This is a genomic window from Rhodococcus mengyinensis, from assembly GCF_048381435.1.
Taxonomy (GTDB): domain Bacteria; phylum Actinomycetota; class Actinomycetes; order Mycobacteriales; family Mycobacteriaceae; genus Rhodococcus_F; species Rhodococcus_F opacus_D.
The window spans coordinates 1-24,819 of the sequence record NZ_JBLWIT010000090.1 but is presented as its reverse complement, the minus strand read 5'-3'; the positions used below and the strand labels follow the sequence as shown (position 1 = coordinate 24,819).

Below are 24,819 nucleotides of genomic sequence, written 5' to 3'. Positions count from 1 at the left end.
CCTGTGCTCTAGGGGTTCAGGCTCCGCCCGCCGCGGCACAGAATTCGCCCCCATCTAGTAACAGATAACACGCTGACGGAAGGAAACCCTATGAGCAGCAATGAATCACGATACGAAACATTCACCCTGGAACGCGCAACACCAACCATCGGGGCGTTCATCCACGGCCTGGATCTTCGTGACGAGATCACACCGCAGTGCCAGACCGAACTGCGCACAGCCTTCCTGGAACACGAAGTCCTGTTTCTTCGCGATCAGCACCTCGAGCCAGAAGATCAGCTCCGATTCGCGAAGGTGTTCGGAGACCCCCAGGAAGTAAGTGCATTCTTTCCCTCCCTTCCGGGAAACCCGTTCATCGAGGTGCTCGAATCTCGCGGTCGCGCAGCCGGAACCGACGTCTGGCACTCCGATCTGACCTGGCAGGCGACTCCAAATTCCGCGACCTGCCTCCACGCCCAGGACATCCCGCCCTGCGGTGGTGACACACTGTGGTCGAGCATGACTGCCGCGTATGACGCGCTACCGGAGACGATGAAGAACCTCATCGACGGGCTCGAGGCCGTGCACGATTGGGAAAAGGAACTGACCGGCGTCGTCCGCCAAGGAGATGACGGGGAAGCACGGTACGAGGAAACACGCCGAAAGTATCCTCCGATGACCCATCCCGTCGTGCGCAAGCATCCAGAAACCGGTCGCAGACTTGTCTACGTCAACGAGTTGTTCACCTCACGCATCTCGGGGGTTCCTCCGCAGCTGAGTGACTCGCTACGAAACATGCTCACGGGCCTCGCCAAGACCCCGGAATATCAGGTCCGATTCCGTTGGGAACCGAACTCCCTCGTGATCTGGGACAACCGGTCGACGCAACACTACGCGGTCGGCGACTATCACCCGCACTACAGGCGCATGCACCGCGTCACCCTCAGAGGCGACCGCCCGGCCTGACACCCGGTGGCCTGCTGGGCGACCAGATTACCGGTCGCCCAGCAGCACTCATCCCTTCCTCGCTTTGGCGCGGATAGATAGATCCGCAACTGCAGAATATCTACCGGGGCAGGGGATCGAGGAAATCCCCGTCTCCGTCTTCATTCATTTCGTGTGTCATGGTTGCCGGTCCTGCTCGACGACCCACGCTGCGATCTGCGCGCGGGAGGTGAAACCGAGTTTGGTGAGTAGGTGCTCCACGTGACCTTGCGCAGTGCGGGGCGATATCACCAGTCGGGCGGCGATCGCCCTGTTGGTCAGGCCTTCGGCGGCGATCAGTTCGGCGACCTGCCGTTCACGTTTGGTCAGTTTCACTGAGGTATCCGACGTGGCGTCCGGGAGCCGTTCGCCGAGGGCATAGGCGATGGCGGCGTCAAAGCCCAAGCGCCGACCCTCTCGGCGCGCCGCCTCCATGGAGCTCTTGCCGAGCGCTCCATAGGCATTCTGTTCGGACTCCTCGCGGGAGACGAGTAATTGGGGGAACCCCACCGTGGGGCTGCCCACGGTGCGTCCGAGTTCGTCGGCGGCCGCCATCAGGATGACCGCGCGTCGCGCGTCATGCGCTTCGGCGGCGATCGAGCCCAGTGTCTCGAGGCACGCGATGGCGGTGCGCGGGGTATTCACCCGCCTGGTCAACTGCAATGACTGTTCGAGTAGCCGAACTGCCCGATCGGTATCACCGTGGCGCCACACCGCGTCACCCATGGCCCAGAGCGCGAACGACTGGTACATCGATTCACCGTGCGCCTGTGTGATCGCGACGATCTGTTCGTAACAGTCACTCGCCCGCTGGGATTCGCCGAGTTGTTCGTAGGCCATCCCCAGCCGGTGCAGCACCCCGACGTGTGAAACGTCATCCTGTGTGCCGAAAACGGTGCCGGCGCTTTCCAGTCGCGCGCAGGCGCGAGTGGGATCACCCCTGAAAAGGGCGAGAAGGCCGTCCGCGTACTCGATGTATGCGTGGCTCACCGCGTCGGTTGTCTGTTCGGCCAGCCTGCGGCCCTCCTCCACCAATGCGGCCCCCGCGGAGAGGTCGCCCTGCAATTCGGCCAGGACGCTGCCGGCGTACACCGCTTTGATTCGCTCCAGGGTCGGCTCCGCTGGAAAGTGTGCAAGGACGCGGCCCAGCCAGAATCGCCCCTCGCTGAGCAAGCTCCGGGAGAGCCAGAAGGGGAGCAAGCTCGCGGCGATGCGAAGTCCGATGTTGGGGCTGTCGGACACGCAGAACTCCATCGCCTCCCGCAGATTCGCTTGTTCTCGCTCGAATCGTGCGATCCAGTCCAGTTGCCGGGAGCTGATCCACTCGGCTTCAGCCTCGGCGGTCAGTTGCTCATACCAGTCGCGGTGCCGTCGACGCAGTTCGACATACTCCTCGGTGGCCTGGAGCTTCTCATGCCCGTACTCTCGCAGGGTCTCGAGCAGCCGAAAGCACACGGCCGAGCCGGATTCCACCCGGATCACGATCGATTTGTCCACCAGGGAGGTCACGGCGTCAAGCGGATCCGACGATGCCAGGCCATTCCCGCAGACCTGTTCCACCGCATCGAGTTCGAAGCTACCGGCGAACACGGACAACCGAGACCACAACTGTTGCTCCTGCGGGGTGCACAGATCGTAGCTCCAATCGATACACAGCCGAAGGGTCTGCTGACGAGAGGGTGCGCCTCGGCTGCCGCGGGTCAGCAGCGTGTAACGGTCGGTCAGCCGCGCAAGGATCTGCTCGGGCGACATCGCCCGCAACCGTGTCGCCGCCAGTTCGATCGGCAGCGGCAATCCGTCCAGGCGATGGCAGATCCCGGCGACCGCGACACCGTTGTCCTCGGTGAGCTCGAATCCGGGCACAGCTGCGGCTGCGCGATCGGCGAACAAGGTCACCGCATCGTAGCTGGGCAGCCCCTGCAGGGAGGGCCGTCCGTCGGGGTCGGGGACAGTGAGCGGGGGCACCCGGAGCAGTGATTCCCCGCCGATACCGAGTGGCTCGCGGCTGGTGGCGAGGATTCGCAATCCCGGACACGTCCGCAGCAGCGTCTCGGCCAACCCCGCGGCCCCGCCGAGGACGTGCTCGCAGTTGTCGAAGACCAGCAACAGCTCGCGCGGCACCAGAAACTCCACCAGCACCTCGATCAACGGCCTGGCCGAGTGATCACCCAATCCGAGAGATGCGGCGACCATGTCGACGAGCAACGACTCGTCACGCAGCTCGCCCAGCTCCACGAGCCACACTCCGTCGGCGTAATCGCGGTGCGTGATGGTCGCGACCCGCAACGCCAGACGCGTCTTCCCCACACCACCGATCCCGGTGAGCGACACCAAACGAGAATCCGACAACAGGTTCTTGAGTTCTGTCACCTCGTTCCGTCGGCCGACGAAACTGGTGAGTTCCAGGCAAATATTCGTCTTGACGTCCCCGACGGTGCGCGCCATCGTCAGGCGCTGCACGACAGAGTTCGGCAGTTTCCGCGGCGAGGACCCCGTAACGCCCTGCACGGCCATTCCGTCGACCGCAAATCCCCGGTGGAGCTGGATCTCGCGGAGTTCGTCGCCGAGCTGGACGGCGGACGGGCGGTCGTCCGGATTCGTCGACATCGCCCGCTCGATCACTTCCGCCACGTCGGCGGAGATTCCCTGCTCACGTAAATTCGGCACCGGATGTGTTGTGATCCTCAGGAACTGGGCAACCAGCTGTTCACCGCTGCGCCGTTCAAACGCGGCGTGGCCGGTGAGCGCGCAGAACAGCGTCGCCCCGAGACCGTAGATATCCGAACTGGAGGTCGGCGGATCGCCCGCGATCACTTCGGGCGCGGTGAATGCCGGCGAGCCGGTCACGGTGCCGGTGGTCGTCTCGAATCCTCCGGAGATGTGCGCGATACCGAAGTCGGTCAGCGCGGGTTCGCCGTAGTCGGTGAGCAGGATGTTCGCCGGTTTCACGTCGCGGTGCAGGATGCCGAGCCGGTGCGCCGTCTCCACCGCGCCAGCCAGCTTTACTCCGAGCCGCAGCGCGTCGCCCAATGGCAGGGGACCGTGGTCTCGGATCCGCACCTGCAAGGAGTCCTGCGGGTGATAGGGCATGACGATGTAGGGGCGGCCGGTGGCGGTGGCACCGGCTTGCAGGACAGGGACGATGTTCGGGTGGCCGGTCAACCTGCCCATCGCCTGCTGTTCCCGGAAGAATCGTGCCCGGTTCTCCGCTTCCATGTCGGCGGTGAGGACCTTCACCGCGACCGTTCGGTCCAGCTCAGTCTGGACACACCGGTAGACAACGCCGAAGCCACCGCGGCCGATTTCCTGGGCGTCTTCGAGCCCGGCGGCTGCTAGCTCCGCTGTGACTGAAGCATCCACCGCGCGCTGTGTCCGGTACGGATCGGCATCAACCATCGGCTACGCCGATTCACCCGATACGAGACACCCTTGACGATGCAGCACGGCGCTCACCTCACGAAAACGTCCTACCAGGATATCGCTGCAACGCTCGAGCCGGGACGCCACCGCCCTCTCCGAAATCCACTGGCAGTCGTTAGGCCGGAGAAGAGACGTTCTGCAGGATCTTGATGGGAGGCTCCTTGTCGGTGCTCGGCGGCCGGGCCTGGCGACGCGCACCCAACCTATCCGTTACTCACAGTTCCCCACACTCGGCCTAGCCGCTCAGATCGTGGCCGGTGGCCGCGCGCGCGTAGGAGTGGAGGCTGGCGATCACCTCGCCACGGCTGCGACGTCCGGCCAGCACCTCCATCTGGTAGCCGTCCTCCATGGCCACGAAGTTCGCTGCGAGCAGGCGCGGCGGGTCGGTGAGCGTGAAGTGACCCTGAGTCTGACCGATGACGAGAATGCCGTAGTAGACGGCGATTTGGCGCTCGGTCAGCGAACTGTCCAGGGCCGCCGCCTTGGCGTCGCGCAGCGATCTCGGCCAGCATTCGAACAGCAGTCGGACCAGTTCGTCGTCCGGTCCGCTCGCGACGCCGTGGTCGATGCAGGCCCGGAGGCGGTCGCGCGCGTCGGGGAACTGGTCGGCGACGCGCTCACGCTCCTGACTGAACCGCTCGATGGCCCGCTGATACGTCTCGTAGATCAACGCGTCCAGGTCGCCGTAGTAGAGCACCGCCGCAGGGGTGACCCCGGCCTGCTCCGCGATGTCACGCAGACGCACCCCCTCCAGTCCGCGCGCGAGCACCGCCCGCTGGACGGCCTCACCGAGTTCGGCCCGGCGGGCCCCCTGATCCTTCTTCCGTGCCACGCCCTCGCTCCATCCTTACCGGTTTCTATATGGAGATTTAGACAATACCTGCCCAGCTATTGACAGGTAGATCACACTGTTCTTAAATTTCTATTTAAAGAATCCAACCCGATCTCAGGAGTCACCGTGTCGACCAATCCCACCGACGCCGAGACGAGTCTCGACCCACCACCAGCACCCACCGGAAAGGGACTGCGGGGCGGCTCCGTGGGTCTGCTCGCCGCAGTCGCGCTCGGCCTGTCCTCGGTCGCGCCGGCGTACAGCATCGCGGTCACGCTCGGTTTCGTGACGATGGTCGTCGGAAACCTCGCCCCCGCCGCCCTGCTCCTCGGTTTCGTGCCGATCCTTCTGACCGCGTTCGCTTTTCGCGAGCTGAACCGGGAGATGCCGGACTGCGGCACCACGTTCGTCTGGACCACCCGCGCGTTCGGTCCGCACACGGGATGGCTCTCCGGCGGCTGGGTGGTGCAGATCGCGACCCTCATCGCGATGACGGCACTCGCCCGAGTCGGAGCCGGGTACCTCCTGACCCTGCTCGGCCTGGATTCGCTGGCGTCCGACAACGTCGCGGTGATCGTCACCGCGGTCCTGATCGTCGCCGCGGTCACCACCATCGCCTACCGCGGGCTGCAACTGGCCGCGTCCGTGCAGTACGTGCTGCTGGGGCTGCAACTGGTCGCCCTGTTCGGGTTCGGAGCGGCCGCGTTCGCCCGCACCGGCGCCTCCGCACCGAGCCTGTCCTGGCTGAACCCGTTCGCGTTCGGCGGCTTCGGCCCCTTCGCGGAGGCGGTGCTGCTGTGCCTGTTCATCTACTGGGGATGGGACGCGCTGATCACCGTCAACGAGGAAACCCGTGACAGCGACCGCATCCCCGGTCAGGCCGCCGTGATCTCCACCCTCGTCCTGCTCGGCACGTACCTCTTCACCGGATTCGCCGCGATCAGCTTCGCCGGCATCGGCACCGACGGGCTGGGCCTGGGCAATCCCGACAACGCGGGGGACGTACTCGCCACGCTCGGGCCGCCGGTACTCGGCGCGGGCCTGTCGAAGGTGGTCGAACTCGCCATCTGCGTGTCGGCGATCTCGGCGCTGCTCACGTGTGTCATCGGCAGCTCACGCGCCACCCTCTCCATGGGCGCCCACGGCGCACTGCCCCGCACCTTCACCCGAATCCACCCCACCTACCGCACGCCCGCGTTCGCCACCGTGTTCTTCGGTGCGACCGCCGCGGTCCTGCTGACCGTCCTCACGCTCGTCTCCGGCAACTTCCTCGGCGACGCGATCCTTTCGATCGGACTGCTCATCGCGTTCTACTACGGCGTCACCGGTCTCGCCTGTGTCTGGTACTTCCGCCACCGCCTGACCGACTCGCCGCGCGACCTGTTCCTCCGGGGAATCCTGCCCGCACTGGGCGGGACGATCATGCTCGCCGCCTTCGCGCGCAGCGCCCACGACATGCTCGACCCGGGCTACGGGGCGACCTCGTTCCACGGCATCGGCGGGGTGTTCCTGCTCGGTGTGGGCTCGATCGCCGTCGGCGCCGTGGTGATGCTGCTCGTCCGCACCCGTTTCCGCCGCTTCTTCCGAGACGGCCGCACCGCCGTCACCGAACTGACCGTCACAGAGGACTGAACCCATGCGCACACTGACCATCGCCGCCATCCAGACCGCCCCGGTCCCGTTCGACGTGGAGGCCACCTGGCAGCGGTTCGCCGACCAGGTCCGCGCCGTGCGCGACACCTTCCCGCACGTCGAACTCGTCGTGGTCCCCGAACTCGTGCTGGCCGCGGAGGCGCCTCTCCTGCAGGCCCGCGCCGACTGGATGGACCAGGTGGCGCTGCCACTCGCCGGTCCCCACATCGACCGGATCTGCGCACTCGCCGAGGAAACCGGCCTGTGGCTGGTGCCCGGAAGCCTCTACGAGCGCGGCGACGACGACAGGATCTACAACACCGCCATCGCCGTGTCGCCGCTCGGCGAGGTGGTGGCCCGCTACCGCAAGGTCTTCCCCTGGCAGCCGTACGAGCAGACCGCACCCGGAAGCGAGTTCGTCGTCTTCGACATCCCCGGCACCGGCCGGATCGGCCTGGCGATCTGCTACGACGGCTCCTTCCCGGAGACCGCACGCCAACTGGCCTGGCTCGGGGCGGAAGTGATCATCCAACCCACCCTCACCACCACCCGTGACCGCGAGATGGAACTCGTCTGCTCCCGCGCCAACGCGTGGACCAACCAGGTCTACGTCGTCAACGTGAACGGCGCCGACCCGGCCGGGGTCGGCGCCAGCGTCGTCGTCGACCCCGAGGGCATCATCCGCCAGCAGGCCGGGTCGGGAGAAGAAGTCCTCGTCGACACCCTCGACCTCGACGCCGTGACCCGGGTCCGCACGTACGGCACGTTCGGCCTCAACCGCCCCTGGGACCAGATCGCCCGGCACGGCGACGGGATCCGACTCCCGATGTACGGCGGCGCGGGCATCCAGACACCGCCGTGGCACGAAACCGCCGTGCAGGTCCCCGCGACCGCGCCCAGCTGACTCGCCCCTCCCGGGAGGGGCGGTCGCGGGAGCCCGCCCTTTCCGGGACCGGTCCTGGATAATTGCGAGGGTGAGGCCCCTCGCTGCGTCGTCCGTCGACACGGTCCTGCAGGACTATCAGCCGCGCATCCTGCGCCGCTACCTGTGGATCACGACTGCGCTGCACCTCGCGGGGTTCGTCCTCCCGCCCATGGTCGGGTTGTCGATTCGGCCGGAGACCGTCGCCGCTCGCACGGCCGGCGTTCTTCTCGGAGTGTTCGCACTCGTCGTGCTGCACCGGGGCGGGCGCAGGCCGAGCCGACGCGCCTACCAGGTCTGCACGACGGCGGCACTGCTCGCCACACCGATCGTCATGTCCGGTCTCGTTCTCGCCGTGGCCCAACTCCTCTGCGCGATCGCGGCGATGTTCCTGGCGATGTATTTCGTCGTGTTCTACCCGAAACGGCAGTCGAGGCTCCTCGTCGGATGCCTCACCGCGTTGATGGTGGTCGGAGTCGTCGTCGCACCCACCGCGTTGACGCTGGTGCCGGTCGAGGTGGACACGGTGACCGTGAAGGCCGCCGTTCTCGTCGTGGCCGTCACCTGCGTGGTCGGCGCGGCCGAAATGTTCGGATCCCTCACCCGGACCCTGATCGAATCGGCCAGCACCGACGGACTGACGGCCCTGCTCAACCGCGCCGGTTTCGAGCTCGCGTTCCGGCACGCCCTCGAAGGCGCGGGCACCGGACAGGTCTCCGTGACGTTGGTCCTCATCGACGTCGACCAGTTCAAGTCCACCAACGATCACTACGGCCACGCCGCGGGCGACGCGGTTCTCGTCGACCTCGCCAACTACCTCGCCGAGCACCTGCCCCGCGGCGCCCTTCTCGCCCGGGTCGGCGGCGACGAGTTCGTCACCTGCGCGGTCGGCGAGCACCACGCCGAGCTGCCCGGCGTGATGGCGCAACTCGCCCGGGAAAGCCCGACCCCATTCAGCTTCGGCTGCGCGTCGTGCACCGGCGAGGCCGACCCACTCACCGCGCTCTACCGGCACGCCGACCGCGAGCTGTACACGGCGAAGCAGCGACAGCACCCACCCGAACCGCCCGCCGACGAACCCACACTGCGGACGGGGTGAAACACCTGGGCAGACGCCGCACCCTGCGTCATTCGGCGATTCGCGCGGTCACCGGACGCCGGTCCGCCGCCTTCACGTGCGTGACCACCCACACCGCTGCGACGACGAGTGCGCAGCCGGCGAACTGCCCGATGCTGGGACGCTCGTGCACGATCGCGATGGAGAACAGCATCGCCAGCACCGGCTGGAGCAGCAGCAACGTGGCGCCCACCTCGGCGGCGAGCCGCGGCAGGGCGAATCCGATGAGAACCCAGCCGAGCACCTGACTGCTCAGCGACAGCGTCGCCAGCCATCCCAGCGCGGGCCATCCCGGCGTGAGGTCCACCGTTCCCCACAGCGATCCCACTGCGGTCCCGACGACTCCCGCGGCGATCGTCGACACGAACACCTGCGACGACGCCCGGTGTGCAGACCCGGCGCGGCCGATGACGAAGATGTAGATCCCGTAGGCCACGCCCGCCGCCAGCGACAGCAGAGTTCCGAGGAACAGCTGATCGCCGTCGCCGCTGCCGCCGAGGATTCCGCCGGCGAGAGCCACACCGGCGAACAGGAAGGGAACCGCCACGACGAACCGGACCGGCACCCGCGCACGGAAGAAGACCCACGCGAGCAGTGGCACGACGACGACTTGCACGTTGACGACGACGGTGGAGATTCCGGCGCCGATCAGGTGGATCGATCGCGCCCACAGCGCGAAGTCGACGCCGAGCATCATGCCGCCGAGCACCTGGGCACCGATCACCCGACGCGGAATCCCGCCGTACCGCCGAAACTCCTGCAGCGCAAGAAGACCGAGGATGGGCAGCGCCAGCACACACCGGAAGAACGTCGACGTGGCCGGCTCCACCCCGGACAGCTTGATGAGACTGCCGGTCAGCGAAGTCGCCACCGCACCCGCGAGCACCAGCAGTCGCGGATCCACGGACGCGACGCTGAAGGAGGGGCTGACGAGGGCACGGGGACGCAAACGGAGGGCGGTAGTCACACCGAGAATTCTCCGAGGCCCCAACCATTACAACAAGTGAATAGTCGTGTCATGAAAGCAGTAGTATTACTACTATGTTGAGCGTCGATCGCCTTCGCGCGCTGTGCGCTGTCGCCGAACACGGATCGATCGGCGCCGCAGCCCGCGCCCTGCACGTGACGCCGTCCGGGGTGTCGCAGCAACTCGGCAAGTTCGAACGGGAGGTCGGCGTCCGGCTCCTGGTGCCCGCGGGCCGCGGCGTCCAGCTCACCGATGCGGGCCGGCTCCTGGCCCGTCGCGGGCAGGAAGTGATATCGCTTCTGGCGCAGGCCGAATCCGAAGTCGTCTCCCTCGACCGCGACGTGGTGGGAGAACTGCGAATCGGGTCTTTCTCCTCCGCAGGCAGAGTCGTCGTGCCGACTGCCGTGGCGACGCTGCGCAGGCGTCACCCGCAGCTCGCGGTCAGCTTCTTCGCCGGCGAGACCGAGGACCTCATACCCGCGATCGTGCGCCGGGAACTCGACCTCGCCGTCGTCGACAGCTGGGTCACGATGCCACTGCACCTGCCCGAGGACGCAGTGCACACCCTGGTGCACCGCGACTCCGCCGACGTCGCACTGTCCCGGGACCATCCGCTGGCGTCCCGCGATCACGTCGATCTCGACGAGATCGCGGACATGCCGTGGACCACGTGGAAGAAGGGCGCGGTGTACCACACCTGGCTGGTGCAGACGTTGCGCAACCGCGGCGTCGAACCGGATATCAGGTACGAAGTGCCCGAATTCGCGGCGCAACTCGAATTCGTCGCGCACGGTCTCGCCGCCGCACTCGTGCCGCGTCTGGCCCGCGTCTGGGTGCCGGACAACGTGGCGATCGTCCCCGTGCGTCCCACACTCGAACGCGAGATCTACGCACTCCGCCGCGCCGACAACGACCGCCCGACGGTCAGGGCCGGGATCGAGGCACTGACCGAAGCCTTCGCCGGAATCGGCGCGTGACAGCTCCCCCGTCGCCCGACCTTTCGCGACAGGTCTGACGCGGCCACACCGGCCGCGCACGAACACCTGCCAGAAGGCCCTACACGTGCAGGCGTTTCGGTTGCACAATGGTGGTGGGCAACCACCCGGAGGTGCGCGATGAGCGAAACGTGTGCAGCGCCGACACGGCTGTGGCGTCTGGGTCCATGGAGCCGCAACCCGCTCATGCGGGGGTGCGACCGGCTCCGCTCCGCGATGGTCCTCATCGGGGTGTTCTTCGTGCTCATGATGATTCCACTGGCCGCGGCCTACGGAACCGAGACGTACTCACGGCTCGACCAGCAGACGCAGGCCGAACTCGCCACCCAGCACCCGACACCCGCCAGGCTCGTCGAGGATTCCCGCACCGGGACCACGGGAGAACCCCTGCCGGCCGCACCCCAGTATCAAGCCCACGCACGGGTGCAGTGGTCGGCGAACGGGCAGACACACACCGCCGACGTTCCCACCGAATCGGCCGCGAAGGCCGGCCAGACCGTCACCGTCTGGCTCGACCCGAACGGCGATCTCGTCCCGGCGCCGGAGACCGGTTCGCAGAACGCCGCCACGGCGGTGAGCGTCGCGTGCGGGATCTGGGTGACCGCGACCGGCGGGTACTGCCTCCTCTTCCTCGTCGTCCACTGGGTCGCGTCCCGCCGCCAGCAGGCTCAGCTGACCCGCGAATGGAACGAACTCGACCGACCACCCGGGTGGCACGTCAGCTGACGGACGACGGAACCGAGCCGCGACGGCTACCGGCCGGGTGCCCCGTTCGGCGGCTGCCCGCCACCCTCACCGGGACCGCTCGGCGCGGACTGCGTGTTCGCCGACTTCTCGGCGACACCGATCGTGATCGAGATCGTCATACCGGTGGCGGGTTGTCCCGACACGGTGGCCAACTCGGCATCCCAGCCGTCCCCGAACACGTTGTCCGAGTCCAGGGAGACCTTCGACAGGTTGCCGACACTGTTCGCGTAGCCGCTGTCGTAGGCGAAGACGGTGGTGCACGCGTCCTGCGGCACTGCGATCTGCGACGTCAACCGGGCGTCCTCGCCCGCCACCGCAGATTCCAGTGAGTCGAACACCTCGAAGTGAATGTGCGGCCAGCGTCCCGAGTAGCAGGCCGGGAAGATCGACGTGAACGACACCGTGCCGGCGGAGTCCGCCACCTGAACGCCGCGCAGGTAGTTCTGCTCGGTGATGCCCTGACCGTAGAGCGAGTACTCGCCGTCCCGGTCGCAGTGCCACAGGTAGACGGCCATTCCCGCGCCGGCCGCGCAGTCCTTCGTCAGATCCTGCAGGTTCAGTTCGATGGTCGTCGCGACACCCTCCGCCGTCCCGGAGTACGCGCCGAAGCTGCTGCGAATGTCCTGCCGGACGATCCCCGACTCGACCAGCACGTTCGGGCCGTTGGACCCGTCGCCGGGATACGGTCCGGCCGTTTCCTGCGGCGCCGCCGCCACGCACGTGCCGTCGCTCACCGTCTCCGCCGCGGTCGCGGCCGCCCCTGTCGACGACGAGGACGACGTCGCCGTCGATCCCGCCGACGAGCACGCCGCGAGCGCGGTCGCCCCCGCCGCGCCGAACACGAACAGTGCGCGGCGACGCGACAACATCGATTTCAGGTCGTGGCTGAGGCCGCGATCGTGCTCGTGCACTTCGTCGGCGTGGTGACGCGGGCTGTTCGTCATGAGGACCTCTCCATGGGCTGTTCCGGTTACATCCCATACAAGCGGTCGCCGGTGCGGGCACCCTCGAGCTTCGCTGTGGAGTCGCTGTGAACGCCTGTCGCCCAGCAGCGGTCGCGTGGGGCCGCCTCGCGAGACGCGTCGGTCAGAGAGATTCGGCGCCGGCCGTGCCGGAGAATGATTCGTTCTCGAGGTCACGCACGAGGGGGATGCCGAGGGCAGCGAGCAGCATCCGGCAGTCGTCGGCATCGATCGAGTGGTGGGCGACGGTCCGCTGCGCCTTACGGACGGACTCTTCGTCGAGCTCGCGCTCGCTTTCGAATATAGAAGCATCCCGGTCGGACATGGCTCCCACCTTTCCTCGGCATCACCTGAATAGCCCGGAGTGAGGCCACCGAAACCGACACGGGACAGCGCGACCGGGTGTCGTCCGAAGCGGATTCGGATCCGTCCGAGGTGAGGTACGAGGCCTGTCGAACCGGCCTGCGGGAGGATCAGCGACTGTAGGTCGCGAACAGCCTGCGGATGCTCTCGTCCCAGTACTGCTGGCGGCGGCGTTCGACCGCGCGGGAGAACATCGCCCACACCGCACCCAGGAGCAGCGCGCTCGCGGCGAGGGTGATGAGCACTGCCGCGACCGCGGCGCTGACGACGTCGGAGGTCGTGATCCGCGGGCCGGCCCAGCTTCCGTCGTCGCCGACGGCGATGGTCTTCGACGTGCCCGCCGGAGTCCCCGAGGGGACCTCGATGCTGTCGGTGCGGGACTCGGAGCCCCAGGCCCACGTCGCCTTCACCATCGGGGTGGTCCGGACCGAGCCGCGGGGCGACAGGGTGATCGGGGCGTCGGCGTTGGTGACGGCCTCGACGAGGGTCGTGGTGGCGCGTTGTTGCGCGGCCCGCGCACTCTCCTGGTGGTACTCCCAGGTGCCGATCACGGCGGCGAGCACGATCGCGAGACCCGCGAGGGTGACGATGACGGATTTCAGGGTGGCCGCGAAACGATCGACCGGTCGCGCGAACGGGTTGGACGGTCGACCCGACACCGAGTACACCACGGTTGCCTTCGAGCGCCCCAACACAATCCACCTCATTGTTTCGTCCACGTTAAATGTCAGCTTCACCAGTGTCGCCACTGATCAGGCAACAGGGAAACCGAAATGGACAAACTTGACGAGTCTCACACTCCGCGGGCAGACCGGAGTCGGCCCCGCTCAGCGCTGTGCGGGGCCGAGCGGCACTCAGGTTTCGAGGTGCGGATCGGACTGTTCGCTGGACACCGTCCGGCTGCTCAGGTGCCCGCCGCCCCACTTCGAGTCGGTCCCGGCGTGGAGTGCTAGCAGGTCGTGTCCGAAGTCGTTGTCGAAGTCCCGCAGCACGGTGTGCAGGTGGTTCCCGCCGCCGACGGCGTTGACCGCCTCGATGAGGTACCGGTCGGTGTGGACGCGGAAGTAGTGCGGTGCGCCGCGCTTCTGCGCACCGGCCCACGCGAAGAAAACCCGGTCGATGCCGCCCTCCCGCAGCGCCTGCCGGTGCCGGTCGCCGGCTTCCTCGGGCAGTCGCTCGAGATAGCAGTCCACGATCCCCAGCAGTGCGTGCTGCTGGTCACCGGACAACTTCGCCCCGCTGATCCCGGACGGCCGATCGCGGACGAACTTCAGGGCGACCCGGTCGGCGTCGGTGATGGTGTACCCGGGCATGCCGAGGTCGTAGTGGTCCGGGTATTCGTAGGCCCCGATCCGCGGCACCTGCCGGGTCACGAAGTCGGCCGGCGCGACGTCGTGGATGACGGCGAGGCCGCGCTGCTCGTCGTCCAGGGAGGCCAGCAGGTCGAAGGCCAGGCCCTCGTCGTCGGCGAGGGGTTTGAGCACCCCGTCGTACTCGGTGGGCTGCGCGCCCAACGCGACCGGGGTGGCGGAGATCCACCGCTCGTCGACGATCGTCAGGTTGAGGCAGACGTGGTGACCGAGGAAACGCAGCGTCCAGGTGTCCTCGAAGCCCGGGCGGCCGAAGAACGTCAGGAAGTACGAATCCGAGGTGCGCCACGTCTGCAGTGCCGGTCCGAGGAAGTCCTGCTCGTAGTCCCGGAGGACGTGCTCGAGTTGCGGGATCGAGAGCACCTTCGTGAAGGTGCGCAACGGCACCGCGATCCGGATCAGATCCCACACCAGCACCTTCTGGTGACGGTCCAGCTGGTGCAGCGGGATGCCGGTGCGGTCCGGTTTGGGGATGATGTCCCAGTTCAACCGCCGCGGGTCGTCGAAGTCGTCGATGATCGCGGTCGCCCGTTGCCGGGGGTCGAACGTATCGATCAAACCCATGGCGGTCACGAGCAGCTTGGTCGCCGTCCGAGGCGCCTCATGGAGAGCAGACACGTGAATCTTCCTTCTCGAGTGTGGAGGTGGAGCGTCCGGCGAGGGGAGGTGTTCTCACCATCCCGCCGCGATGTCGATCGCCTTCTCGGCGCTCGCGAGGTCGCCGCCCCGCCACGCCACGTGCTGGTCGGGTCGGACGAGGACGAAGGGGGCGCCGAGGAGACTGCCCAGAGATCCCCCGGTGTCGGACAATCGCAGCACCGTCAGAGGGACACCGAGTTCCGCGGCCTTCGCCGTCAGCGGTTCGAGTTCGGCGGTGTGCCGCGAGGATCCCACGTCGTCCAGCACGACGAGGGTGTACTCCGGGCCGAGAACGTCGTAGAGCGAACGGCCGGCTCCCAACCACGCGTGCGGCAGTAGCGCTCCGGGGCACGCGGTGGGCACGTACTCCACGGGATCTTCCGCCGGCGGCGTCGAACCGTCGGGCACGATGACGGGCGAGTCGGTGTAGGCGTAGCCGAGAACGAGTCCGAGCGAGTGGAATTCGCTCTTCTTCACGGTGAGCGCCTCAGCGGTGCGACGTCGCGCCTCATCTGCCGCGGGGCCGTCCTGACCGATCTCGACGGTGGAGAAGTGATGCGCGAGAGCCTTTTCCTGCGCTCCGGCTTCGGCGATGGTGCGGGCGGCGACGGGCCGGCGTTCGGCTTCGTAACTGTCGAGCAGCTGCGGCCCGGCCCAGCCGCGCAGCGTCGCCGCGATCTTCCACGCGACGTTGACGGCGTCACCGATGCACGTGTTGTACCCGTGCCCGCCCCACGGCGGATTGAGATGCGCGGCGTCGCCGACGACGAACACCCGGCCCTTGCGGTAGCTGTCGGACAGCAACATTCGTGCCACCCACGGGTCGGTGGCGATGATCTCGACCGGGACCGGCTCTCCGATGAGGCGGTGCACGAGCGCGGTGGCGTCGACCTCCTCGTCCCGGACGTCGACGCCCTGCACGATCGCCCACCAGGTGTCCGACAGGTCGAGCCGGCCCACGATGCCCGCTGCCCCGGGCGCCATCACCCAGTGGTGGACGGCACCGTCGAACGGCACCCGCTCGGCCAGGCCCGGCGCACGGAACAGGATGCTGAGATTGGGGCGCTCGCCGGACGTACCCTCGAACCGGGCGCCGATGGACTCGCGCACGATGCTCGCGCCGCCGTCGCACCCGAGGACGTAGTCCGCCACGACCGTTCGGGTCTGCCCCGGACCCTCCACCGTGGCACGGACGGTGCCGTCGGGGAGTTCCTCGAGCGACGTGACCCGCGCCCCGAGCTGCAGGGTGGCGAATTCGCTGCGCTGCACCGCCTCCCGAAGCACGGTCTCCACAACAGGTTGTGGTGCCTGCTGGCCGCGTTCGGGCGCCAGCGTCGGGGTGGCGACGTCGAGCTGGAAGCCGTTCTCGAACCGGGTGATCTCGTGGCCCAGCAGAGTCGAGCAGAACACGATGTCCTGCGCCCACTCGACGGGAAGGGGCGACGCGGCACGCACCTCGTCGGCCAGTCCCCACCGCCGCAGGTGCGTCATGGTGCGGGCGTTGGTGGTCTTGGCGCGCGGGCGTTCGGCGTCGACGTCGACCCTCGGTTCGACGACCAGGCTTGCCACCCTGTGGTGGGCCAGCTCGAGCGCGGCCGCGAGCCCGGACGGCCCGCCGCCCGCGATCAGTACCGGTGTCCGGTCGACACCGGACGCGACGTCGGTCATGCGCCCTTCCTTCCGCTGGCATCGACGATCGGGGTCCGCAGGACGCCGAGCTTGTCGATCTCCACCTCGACGATATCGCCGGGCCCGAGCAGCCACGGTGGGTTGCGCACGTAGCCGACGCCCTCCGGGGTGCCGGTGGCGATGATGTCGCCGGGGTGCAGGGTGAACGTCTCGCTGATGAGGGCGATGATCTCGCCGACCGAGAAGATCAGGTCCCGGGTGTTGCCGTCCTGCACGACCGTTCCGTTGACGCGGGTCTGCACCCGCAGACCGTCGGACAGATCCCCGACCTCACCGGCGGGAACCAGCGGGCCGAGGGGGCCGGACCGGTCGCCGTTCTTGCCGAGCGTCCATTGCGCGGTCAGTTTCTGCGCCTTGCGGGCGGTGAGGTCGTTGAAGCAGGCGTAGCCGAGCACCCCGGCCTGGCCGGTGGCCGCGTCGACGCTTTCGAGCCGGGTGCCGATGAACGCGGCCACCTCACCCTCCCAGTCGAGGCCCGCCTCGTTGGCCGGTACCGGTGTCGGGGCTCCGTCGACGCTCAGCGACGGGGTCCACCGCCCGAACAGCGTGGGGTAGGGCGGCGGGGTGAAGCCGCCCTCGGCGGCGTGGGCCTTGTAGTTGAGGCCGACGCAGATGACGCGGGCGGAGTCGGGCACCGGCGGCACCACGCTGACGAGCGTGACGTCGATCTCGGGCGATTCGAGGTGTTCCGCTCGTGCCACCCACCCGGCGGCGTCGCTCCAGAATTCCTCGAGTGTGGCGAGCGGTCGAACGAAGCCGTCACGGAGGACACCCACGGTCACGGCGTCCTGATCCTTCTTGCGATAGCCGACAATCTTCATCTATTTCATCCTTTTCGTCCGCCACCGTTCGGTGGCGAGTTCTAGCGGGAAACTTCGGTACTTCGCGCGGTGGCCGCTTCGAGGTGGTTGTCCGCGTCGGCGGGGGTGGTGGTGCGGGGGCGTCGCGGGAGGGTGGCCATCACGACGCCGCCGATCAGCGCGGGCACGGCGAATGCCAGTGAGCTGACGATGACGGCACCGCCACCGGCGACGAAGAACGCGCCGTAGGTGGGGCCCGCGATCGCGCCCGCCCGGCCGATTCCGAGCGCCCATCCGAGCCCGGTTGCCCTGAATCGGGCCGGGTAGAACGTCGCGATGTGATCGTTGAGCATGTTCTGGGTGCCGAGGCCGCCGAATCCGGCCAACGCCACCAGCAGCATCAGGACGGCGGTCGGCGGGTGCGTGCCCAGCAGCGCGAGAGAGACCGCGGCAGTGGAGAACCCGGCCAGGACCAGCGGCTTCGGACCGAACCGTTCGGCCAGCACGGAGGCGAGCAGCGTTCCGACGATGGCGCCGGCGCTGTAGACGAGCAGGAACGTCACCGCCGAACCGATCGGGTAACCGGCATTGCGCATGATCTGCGGCAGCCAGGTGGTCACCCCGAACATGGTGAGCATGCTGCAGATCGCGACGAACCAGATACCGACCGTGGCCCGCCCCATCCCGTCACCGAAGAGTTTGGCGACCGGCGACTTCGACGCCCGGTCCTCGGAGGATCGTTCGGCGACGAACGCCCGCGACTCCGGCAGAAACGCGAACGCCAACGGCAGCAACGTGATCAGCGGAACCGCACCGAGTGCGTAGACCGGACGGAACCCGAACTCCTCGAGCAGCAGCAGGGACGCCGTCGATGCGAGGACGCCGCCGAACGCCGGTCCGGTGAGCACCATGCCGAGGATCCGGGACCGGTAGGCCGGGGACGCGAACTCCGCCGCCATCGCGATGGCGGTGGGCATCAACCCGCCGATTCCCAGGCCGGCGACCAGCCGGGTGGCGGCGAAGATCTCGAAGGTGGGGGCGATAGCGGTGACCAGGGTTGCCGTCGAGAAGAGCGTCAGGCACGCGAGGAACAGGCGGCGGCGGCCCAGGATGTCGGTGAGCGTGCCGGCGGTCAGCGAGCCGATGAGGACTCCGACCAGGGCGGCGCTGCCCACGGTGCCTGCCGCCCCGGCGGTGATGAACCAGGGGGCGTGGCCGATCAGGGCGGGCAGGGTGGCGCCGTAGACGAACAGGTCGTATCCGTCGCTGAGGAGGGCAGCCCAGCAGAGGACGGGCACGAGCACTCTGCCGCGGCCGCCGGGCGAGGACGTGGAGAAATTCATGCGGAACACTCCTGGTCAGTGGGGGGAGGATCAACTCCTCCAATAAACGGTTATAACCGTTATGTGTGATGGTAGCCACAGACCACTGCCCACTGTCAAGCACGGGAACCGAGAAAGGGCTGCGAGAAGCGATTGCTCAGTGAGCGTGCGCCTGAGCGGCCGCGCGGGCTCGGGCCGGGTCGCCGGACTCGATGGCATCGACCAGCGCGCGGTGCACGTCGATCCGTCGCGCGAAGTACTCGCTGTTGGTGGCGCTTCGTTCACGGCTCGCGCGCGTCGCGTGCTGCTCCACGTAGGTTTCGAGGCTCAGATAGGTTTCGCGCAACACCTGGTTGGGGCCGATCGCCACGATCCGGCGATGCAGATCCCACACGGCACGGATGAACGCCTCGGGGTCGCCGGCCGAATCCTCGAGAACGGTCATCACCTGCCGCAGGTCGGCGACGTCGGCATCGGTCCGGTGACGGGCGGCCAGTTCCGTCACGAGGGGTTCCAGTTCTTCCCGGACGGCGATGGCGTCGGCGACTCCCGCCGCGTCGCCCTCGACGGTCAGCAGGGTACGGCCGAGCCGGACCACCGAGGACGGTTCGGCGACGAACAGGCCACCGCCGGGTCCGGGCCGGACGGTGATGACTCCCCGATCCTGCAGGAGCCGGACGGCCTCGATGACCGTTCCGCGGGCCATCCCCGACTCCGCCTGGAGTTCCTTGCGGGTACCCACCCGATCACCGGGCGCGAGTTCACCCGCGGCGATCCGGTCCTGGATGTGGGCGACCAGGGACTCTGCCCGGGTGACGGTGCTCTGGATCGCCATGGCACGAGTGTAGAGCTCGGCCGCTCCGGACGTGTGCGCGCCGGACGGGTCTCAGCGACCGTCGCCTCGTGCCGGCGGCGGGCCGACGACCTCGAGGTCCAACTCGGCACGCGCCCGCGCGAACCCTTCGGCCGGGAACTGCATGTCGCCGCCCTCGGTGTGGACGTGCGCGTCCGTCGGGACGTTCATGTACTCGAAGAACTTCTCGAACACGCCAGTGGTCAGCAGGCCGAGCATCTGCGTGTTGTGGCTGTCGAACGCGAAACTGTGGATCGTTCCGGCCGGCGCATGGAGGAAATCACCCTTGGTCAGCATGATCTCCCGGCCGTTGGCGTGCAGGAGAATTCGTCCCTCGATGCAGAAGAAGTTCTCGGTGTGCTCACGGTGGAAGTGACGGGGAATGTACGCACTCTTGCCGCCCATGGTGTGCATCGCGAAAAACGTTCCGCCGGTGTTCCGCGGTCGTGCGAGGTAGGTGTTCAGCTGGTCGAGACTCGCCCAGCGGTCGCCTTCGCCCGCCTGCAGCACGTAGGGGGACTCCGCGGCGGGCAACGCCGTGCCGGTCACCGCAGGCAGGTCCGTCTTCTCGAGATCGTGGACCCGGACACCGAACCGGTCCGCGAGTTCGGATTGCCGCGCGTCCGACATCGGCGCCGCCTCGGCGTCGAAGACGTGCGATGAGGTGGCCTGACCGGTGGCTTGCGACCACCGGTGCCCGTCGCCGACGGTGAGCCAGCTCAGGAACCGCGTCCGGTGCGCGAGCATGCGGTAGGCGTACGGCGTCCCGGCCGGGACGGTGACCGAGTCACCGGGCACGAGCAGGTGCGATTCGCTCGGCAACCAGATCTGCAGCCGCCCGTCGGTGACGTACAGGAAGCGGTGCTCGCGATCGTGGGCGAGGAACGGCGTCTCGGTTCCCTTGCTGCCGTAGACATATGCGGCACCGAATTGCCCGCCGGTGTCCTCCGGCCGGGCGATGACGGTGATCAGTTGCCCGCCGAGTTCGTGGCGCTCGCCTTCACCGGCGGCCATGGCGTAGGGCACGCAGCGGCCGGGGAGGGTGTCGAGTTGCGGAGCGGCAGCGTGGACCTCGTCGAGGACGGGAATGTCGAAAGTAGTCATGATGTGGGTATTCCTGGTTTCAGTGTGTGCGAGAAGAAGGCTTCGACCGCGGCGAACGAGGCGGAGGGGTACCTCTCGGTCAGTGCGCGACCGAAGGCGCTCACCGCGCGAGTCGAGGCGGGCGCCTGCGGATCTCGTTCGAGATGGCCTTGGTCGAGGGTCTGGTCGGGGCCGAGTTCGAGGACGTGGCCCGGGTTGAAGAACCCGTGCCCGAATCCCTCGATCAGATAGAGAATGGCCTCGTTGCCGTGCGCGACGAGCGCGTCGTACAACTCCACACTCTGCGTGAACGGCACCAGGTTGTCGCCGAGACCGTGCATGACCAGAAACGGCGGTGCTCCGGGCGCCACCTGCAGTGCGGGGCTCGCGGATCTCGCGGCGTCCAGTCGGTCGCGGATCGCGCCGCCGAGCAATGATGCCTCCGGGGAATCGTCCTCCCCCGGTGCCCGTTCCGCGGAGAGGTCGACGAGGCCGGGCAGGTCGGCGGGCCCGTAACCGTCGACGACGGCCTGCACCGAACTATCGACGGACGCGGGTTCTTCCCCGGGCAATCGTGTTGTGCCCGAATGCACTCCGGTCAACGCGGCGAGGTGCCCACCGGCGGACGATCCCCACACACCGATCCGGTCGGGGTCGATGCCGTGGTCCGCGGCGTTGGCACGCAGCCAGCGCACCGCCCGCCGGACATCGAAGAGCTGGCCGGGGTGGCAAGTCCCGGGCGCGAGCCGGTAGTCGATGCTGACCATGACATAGCCGTGCCGTGCGAAGTGTTGCACCAGATCTGGGCATGCAGTGCGGTCTTGAAGCCGCCAACCACCTCCGTGCACCCACACGATCGCAGGCAAGGGATGCCCTGCTTCGGCGGGACGGACGAGATCGAGTAGCAGATCGGGGGCGTACTCGACGGTGGATCGGCGGACGACGGTCGAAGCCGTGTCCAAGGGACTGAACTCCTTCGGATGCAGGACCCGGGCCTGGGTCGCCGCTTGCGCGGTTGTAAGGCCCTTCCTTAGGTCACTGTCTGTCGGGCACAGTAGCAGCTTCGGCAACCCGAACGGAAGACCCGCACCTGCCCCGCGGCTCGCGTCATGCAGCGATCGTCGCGTGCATCTCCCACACGATGATCTCGGCACCGGTGTCGGTGGTCACCTGTTGGCCGCCGCCACCGCTGAGCCGGACGGCGTCACCCTCGGCGAGGATGCCGACGCCTTCCATCGACGCTTCGCCGCGCGCGACGAACACGTGGAGGAACGGGGCGTCGGGCAGGGTGATCGGCGCTTGCCCGGGCTGCAGACGTGCGACGTGCATTGCGGCGTACTTGTTCTTGATCCGGATCGCCGAGTGGTCCGCGTAGTGCGGCATGCCCGATGCGACGGGCACCAGTCCCCCGGCGAGCAACTCGTGGTCGATCTCGAGTTGCTCGTAACCGGGTGTGATGCCGGCTTCGTCGGGCACGACCCACATCTGGATGAAGTGGACCGGATCGGTGTGCTCGTCGGCGTGCTCACCGGTGACGCCGTCCAGTCGCCACGAGTCGTTCTTCTCCGAGTGCAGGATTCCGGTTCCGGCGCTCATGCGCTGGGCCAGTCCGGGGTAGATGACGCCGGAGTGTCCCATCGAATCCTGGTGCACCAGTGAACCCTGGAGCACCCAGGTGACGATCTCCATGTCCTGGTGGGGGTGGGTGTCGAAGCCCTGACCCGGGATGACGATGTCGTCGTTGTTGACCATGAGCACCCCGTGATGGGTGTTGGCCGGGTCGTAGTGGTTGCTGAACGAGAACGAATGCTTGGAATCCAGCCAGCCGGCGTCGGTCTTGAACCGGTCGTCGGCTCGGCGGACGTCGATGCGGGGTGGGGTGATGGCGGCAGTCATGAGCGAATCCTCTCCAGGTTTCTCAGAGCCAGGCTTCTCAGAGTCGGGGTTCTCACAGAACGTGTGAGCCGTACATTTCGCCGAGCGGGTCGGCGATGAGTTCGAGGCGGGCACCGTCGGGGTCGCGGAAGTACATCGACACCTCGCTGTGTTCGACCAATTCCACGCCGGCGTCGATCAGTTTCGTGCGCAGGTGGTCCCAGCGGCCGGGTTCGACGCTGATCGCGATGTGGTGGAGTCCGCCGAGCACTTCCCGGTACGGGCCGACGTCGAGGCCCGGGAAGTCGAAGAATGCCAGCAGGTTGCCGTTGCCGATGTCGAAGAAGAAGTGCGACGACCCGGCGTAGTCCCGGTTCTCGATCAGTTCGGTGAGCGGAAACTCGAGCAGGTCTTGATAGAACCGGACGGTGCGCTCGACGTCACTGCTGATCAGCGCGGTGTGATGGAGTCCGCGGGCCGAGGACGCGGGCCTCGACGCCACCGGCTTCAGATGCTCGGCGCGGATCCGGTCGCGTTGCTCCGCGAACCTCTGCGAACGCTCCTGCTCGTCTGTGGTGCTCATTGCCCTGCCCCTCTCCGCGGAGCGCAGTGATTGCGCTTTCAACTAAATTCAGGCTACAGCAAGTCGTTGCGCTGTCAACTACTTGGGCTATGCTGGTGCTGTGGAACCGACCCGATGGCTCAGCGCCGACGAACAGAACACCTGGCGCGCCTACCTGGACGCCACCCGCCTACTCCTGCAGGCGCTCGATCGACAGCTCACCCGCGACGCCGGCATCTCGTTCACGGACTTCGAACTGCTCGTCGTGCTGTCGGAGGCGCCGCAGCGGCAACTCCGGATGCGCGAACTCGCCGACGCGGTGACCACGACCCGCAGCGGCGTGACCAGGGCCATCAGCAGGCTGGTCGACACCGGCTGGGTGCGCCGCGTCGAATGCGAAGACGACAAGCGGGGAACATTGGCCGAGCTGACCGACGCCGGAGCCGAGAAGCTCGCCGCCGCCAGTCCCGGACATGTCGCGGAGGTGCGCCGCAACATGTTCGACCTGCTCAGCCCCCGCGACGTCGGCATCCTCGGTCACGACTTCAGCGAAATGCGCACCCACCTGCTGGAAAACCCCTGAGCCCGGAAAGGTCGACCATGAGCAGCACGGCACCCGTGAACGAGTACGTCCACATCGACAAGCAGAGTCCGGCCGTCTATCAGGCGCAGATCGGCGTCGCCAAGGCCGTCCGTCATGCGACCACCGAGGTCGGGATGGACCGGCGATTCGTCGAGCTGATCAACGTGCGCGTCTCCCAGATCAACCGCTGCGCGTACTGCCTGGACGTTCACGTCGCCGCGGCGCTCGCGGCCGGCGAGACTCAGCAGCGCCTCGCGGTTCTGCCCGCCTGGCGGGAGACGGCACTGTTCTCCGACCGGGAGGTCGCGGCGCTGACCTTGGCCGAATCGATCACGACCCTCCCGGACGCGCATACCCAGGAGGCCGACTACGCGTTCGCGCGGCGATTCCTCTCCGAGCAGGAGATCTCCACGGTGAGCTGGATCGCCGTCACCATGAACGCCTTCAACCGGATCTCCATCGTCAGCCGCCATCCGGTCCGGCCGAAGCAGTAATACCGCCGTTCACCAGCCTTTCGCAGAATTTAGTTGACTTCGCAACGACATCGGCCTAACGTAGTAGTTGCAGATTCAATTACCTCGATTTCGAGTGACCGTTCCACAGCCCAAGGAGTTTTCATGACCACCGCCACCGCCACCCTGCCCAACCTCACCGCCGGAACCTGGGCCATCGACACCGTCCACTCCACCGTCGGCTTCTCCGTCCGCCACCTCATGGTCAGCAAGGTCCGCGGCACCTTCAACGACTTCACCGGCGCGATCACCGTCGCCGAGGACGGCACCGCCGCCGTCACCGCCGAAATCCAGGTCGCGTCCATCGACACCAAGAACACCGACCGCGACGCCCACATCAAGTCCGCCGACTTCTTCGACGCCGAGCAGTACCCCACCGCCACCTTCACCTCCACCGCGGTCCGCGCCAAGGGCGACGACTACGTGGTCGAAGGCGAATTCACCCTCCACGGCGTCACCCGCCCCGTCGAGCTCGCCCTCGAGTTCAACGGCGTCAACCCCGGCATGGGCAACGGCCCGGTCGCCGGCTTCGAAGCCACCACCGTCCTCAACCGCAAGGACTTCGGCATCACCATCGACATGCCCCTCGAAGGCGGCGGAGCCGTCGTCGG

At 67.4% G+C, this 24,819-nt stretch carries 24 protein-coding genes; 9 read left to right on the top strand and 15 right to left on the bottom strand.

Going from position 1 to position 24,819, the window contains the following annotated elements:
* Positions 1 to 90: 90 nt before the first annotated feature.
* Positions 91 to 945 (top strand): TauD/TfdA dioxygenase family protein, encoded by an 855-nt coding sequence (locus ACNJ7E_RS16585; protein ID WP_280784801.1) that lies wholly within the window; start codon positions 91 to 93, stop codon positions 943 to 945.
* 156 nt (positions 946 to 1,101) lie between these two features.
* Here the strand turns inward: ACNJ7E_RS16585 and ACNJ7E_RS16580 are convergent, their stop codons facing one another.
* Both ACNJ7E_RS16580 and ACNJ7E_RS16575 read right to left on the bottom strand, forming a co-directional pair.
* Positions 1,102 to 4,359 carry a protein kinase domain-containing protein gene (locus ACNJ7E_RS16580; protein WP_280784802.1) on the bottom strand — a complete coding sequence of 1,086 codons (3,258 nt, stop codon included), beginning with the start codon at positions 4,357 to 4,359 and terminating at the stop codon, positions 1,102 to 1,104.
* Between the two features lie 259 nt (positions 4,360 to 4,618).
* Positions 4,619 to 5,215 (bottom strand): TetR/AcrR family transcriptional regulator, encoded by a 597-nt coding sequence (locus tag ACNJ7E_RS16575; RefSeq protein WP_280784803.1) that lies wholly within the window; start codon positions 5,213 to 5,215, stop codon positions 4,619 to 4,621.
* A gap of 126 nt (positions 5,216 to 5,341) precedes the next feature.
* On the opposite strand from ACNJ7E_RS16575, the gene ACNJ7E_RS16570 reads away from it, so the two are divergent.
* The 3 genes from ACNJ7E_RS16570 to ACNJ7E_RS16560 all read left to right on the top strand — a co-directional run bounded on the left by ACNJ7E_RS16570 (position 5,342) and on the right by ACNJ7E_RS16560 (position 8,868).
* A complete protein-coding gene (locus ACNJ7E_RS16570) occupies positions 5,342 to 6,847 on the top strand; it encodes an APC family permease (RefSeq protein WP_418340466.1) in 1,506 nt (501 codons plus the stop codon).
* A 4-nt stretch (positions 6,848 to 6,851) separates the two neighbouring features.
* The gene (locus tag ACNJ7E_RS16565) at positions 6,852 to 7,751 is read left to right on the top strand and encodes a carbon-nitrogen hydrolase family protein (RefSeq protein WP_280784805.1); all 900 of its coding nucleotides are present in this window, start codon (positions 6,852 to 6,854) and stop codon (positions 7,749 to 7,751) included.
* 70 nt (positions 7,752 to 7,821) lie between these two features.
* Positions 7,822 to 8,868, top strand: coding sequence for a GGDEF domain-containing protein (locus ACNJ7E_RS16560; protein WP_280784806.1), 1,047 nt, complete (start codon positions 7,822 to 7,824; stop codon positions 8,866 to 8,868).
* A 28-nt stretch (positions 8,869 to 8,896) separates the two neighbouring features.
* On the opposite strand, the gene ACNJ7E_RS16555 is transcribed toward ACNJ7E_RS16560, so the two are convergent.
* Positions 8,897 to 9,853 (bottom strand): DMT family transporter, encoded by a 957-nt coding sequence (locus ACNJ7E_RS16555; protein WP_280784807.1) that lies wholly within the window; start codon positions 9,851 to 9,853, stop codon positions 8,897 to 8,899.
* Between the two features lie 74 nt (positions 9,854 to 9,927).
* Between ACNJ7E_RS16555 and ACNJ7E_RS16550 the strand changes: the two genes are divergently transcribed.
* A complete protein-coding gene (locus ACNJ7E_RS16550; RefSeq protein WP_105423218.1) occupies positions 9,928 to 10,830 on the top strand; it encodes a LysR family transcriptional regulator in 903 nt (300 codons plus the stop codon).
* Between the two features lie 138 nt (positions 10,831 to 10,968).
* On the top strand, positions 10,969 to 11,574 hold the full coding sequence (locus ACNJ7E_RS16545; protein WP_280784808.1) for an Rv1733c family protein: 606 nt from the start codon (positions 10,969 to 10,971) through the stop codon (positions 11,572 to 11,574).
* A 26-nt stretch (positions 11,575 to 11,600) separates the two neighbouring features.
* On the opposite strand, the gene ACNJ7E_RS16540 is transcribed toward ACNJ7E_RS16545, so the two are convergent.
* The 12 genes from ACNJ7E_RS16540 to ACNJ7E_RS16485 all read right to left on the bottom strand — a co-directional run bounded on the left by ACNJ7E_RS16540 (position 11,601) and on the right by ACNJ7E_RS16485 (position 23,134).
* Complete coding sequence (locus ACNJ7E_RS16540; protein WP_280784809.1) at positions 11,601 to 12,539, bottom strand: peptidase associated/transthyretin-like domain-containing protein; 939 nt, start codon at positions 12,537 to 12,539, stop codon at positions 11,601 to 11,603.
* Positions 12,540 to 12,681: 142 nt separating this feature from the next.
* The gene (locus ACNJ7E_RS16535; protein ID WP_105423212.1) at positions 12,682 to 12,882 is read right to left on the bottom strand and encodes a hypothetical protein; all 201 of its coding nucleotides are present in this window, start codon (positions 12,880 to 12,882) and stop codon (positions 12,682 to 12,684) included.
* 148 nt (positions 12,883 to 13,030) lie between these two features.
* A complete protein-coding gene (locus tag ACNJ7E_RS16530; RefSeq protein WP_105423210.1) occupies positions 13,031 to 13,615 on the bottom strand; it encodes an Rv1733c family protein in 585 nt (194 codons plus the stop codon).
* 159 nt (positions 13,616 to 13,774) lie between these two features.
* On the bottom strand, positions 13,775 to 14,908 hold the full coding sequence (locus tag ACNJ7E_RS16525) for a DUF3500 domain-containing protein (protein ID WP_418340465.1): 1,134 nt from the start codon (positions 14,906 to 14,908) through the stop codon (positions 13,775 to 13,777).
* Positions 14,909 to 14,962: 54 nt separating this feature from the next.
* The gene (locus ACNJ7E_RS16520; protein WP_418340464.1) at positions 14,963 to 16,597 is read right to left on the bottom strand and encodes an FAD-dependent oxidoreductase; all 1,635 of its coding nucleotides are present in this window, start codon (positions 16,595 to 16,597) and stop codon (positions 14,963 to 14,965) included.
* Entirely contained in the window at positions 16,594 to 17,439 is an 846-nt protein-coding gene (locus tag ACNJ7E_RS16515; RefSeq protein ID WP_418340463.1) for a fumarylacetoacetate hydrolase family protein, read from the bottom strand. Before ACNJ7E_RS16515 ends, ACNJ7E_RS16520 begins: the two co-directional genes overlap by 4 nt.
* Positions 17,440 to 17,480: 41 nt before the next feature.
* Positions 17,481 to 18,761 (bottom strand): MFS transporter, encoded by a 1,281-nt coding sequence (locus tag ACNJ7E_RS16510; protein WP_418340462.1) that lies wholly within the window; start codon positions 18,759 to 18,761, stop codon positions 17,481 to 17,483.
* A gap of 136 nt (positions 18,762 to 18,897) precedes the next feature.
* Positions 18,898 to 19,575 (bottom strand): FadR/GntR family transcriptional regulator, encoded by a 678-nt coding sequence (locus ACNJ7E_RS16505; RefSeq protein ID WP_005237792.1) that lies wholly within the window; start codon positions 19,573 to 19,575, stop codon positions 18,898 to 18,900.
* A gap of 51 nt (positions 19,576 to 19,626) precedes the next feature.
* Positions 19,627 to 20,697 carry a quercetin 2,3-dioxygenase gene (locus tag ACNJ7E_RS16500; protein ID WP_418340461.1) on the bottom strand — a complete coding sequence of 357 codons (1,071 nt, stop codon included), beginning with the start codon at positions 20,695 to 20,697 and terminating at the stop codon, positions 19,627 to 19,629.
* Positions 20,694 to 21,638: an alpha/beta hydrolase fold domain-containing protein gene (locus tag ACNJ7E_RS16495; RefSeq protein WP_280784815.1), complete on the bottom strand. Its 945-nt coding sequence runs from the start codon at positions 21,636 to 21,638 to the stop codon at positions 20,694 to 20,696. Before ACNJ7E_RS16495 ends, ACNJ7E_RS16500 begins: the two co-directional genes overlap by 4 nt.
* A 145-nt stretch (positions 21,639 to 21,783) precedes the next feature.
* The gene (locus ACNJ7E_RS16490; RefSeq protein WP_009476980.1) at positions 21,784 to 22,572 is read right to left on the bottom strand and encodes a pirin family protein; all 789 of its coding nucleotides are present in this window, start codon (positions 22,570 to 22,572) and stop codon (positions 21,784 to 21,786) included.
* Between the two features lie 52 nt (positions 22,573 to 22,624).
* Complete coding sequence (locus ACNJ7E_RS16485) at positions 22,625 to 23,134, bottom strand: VOC family protein (protein ID WP_005256466.1); 510 nt, start codon at positions 23,132 to 23,134, stop codon at positions 22,625 to 22,627.
* Positions 23,135 to 23,234: 100 nt separating this feature from the next.
* On the opposite strand from ACNJ7E_RS16485, the gene ACNJ7E_RS16480 reads away from it, so the two are divergent.
* The 3 genes from ACNJ7E_RS16480 to ACNJ7E_RS16470 all read left to right on the top strand — a co-directional run.
* Positions 23,235 to 23,696, top strand: a complete 462-nt coding sequence (locus tag ACNJ7E_RS16480; RefSeq protein ID WP_009476979.1) for a MarR family winged helix-turn-helix transcriptional regulator — start codon at positions 23,235 to 23,237, stop codon at positions 23,694 to 23,696.
* Between the two features lie 17 nt (positions 23,697 to 23,713).
* Positions 23,714 to 24,190, top strand: a complete 477-nt coding sequence (locus tag ACNJ7E_RS16475; protein WP_280784816.1) for a carboxymuconolactone decarboxylase family protein — start codon at positions 23,714 to 23,716, stop codon at positions 24,188 to 24,190.
* 123 nt (positions 24,191 to 24,313) lie between these two features.
* Positions 24,314 to 24,819, top strand: a 506-nt coding sequence (locus ACNJ7E_RS16470) for a YceI family protein (RefSeq protein WP_418340457.1), incomplete at its 3' end; no start/stop codon positions are given.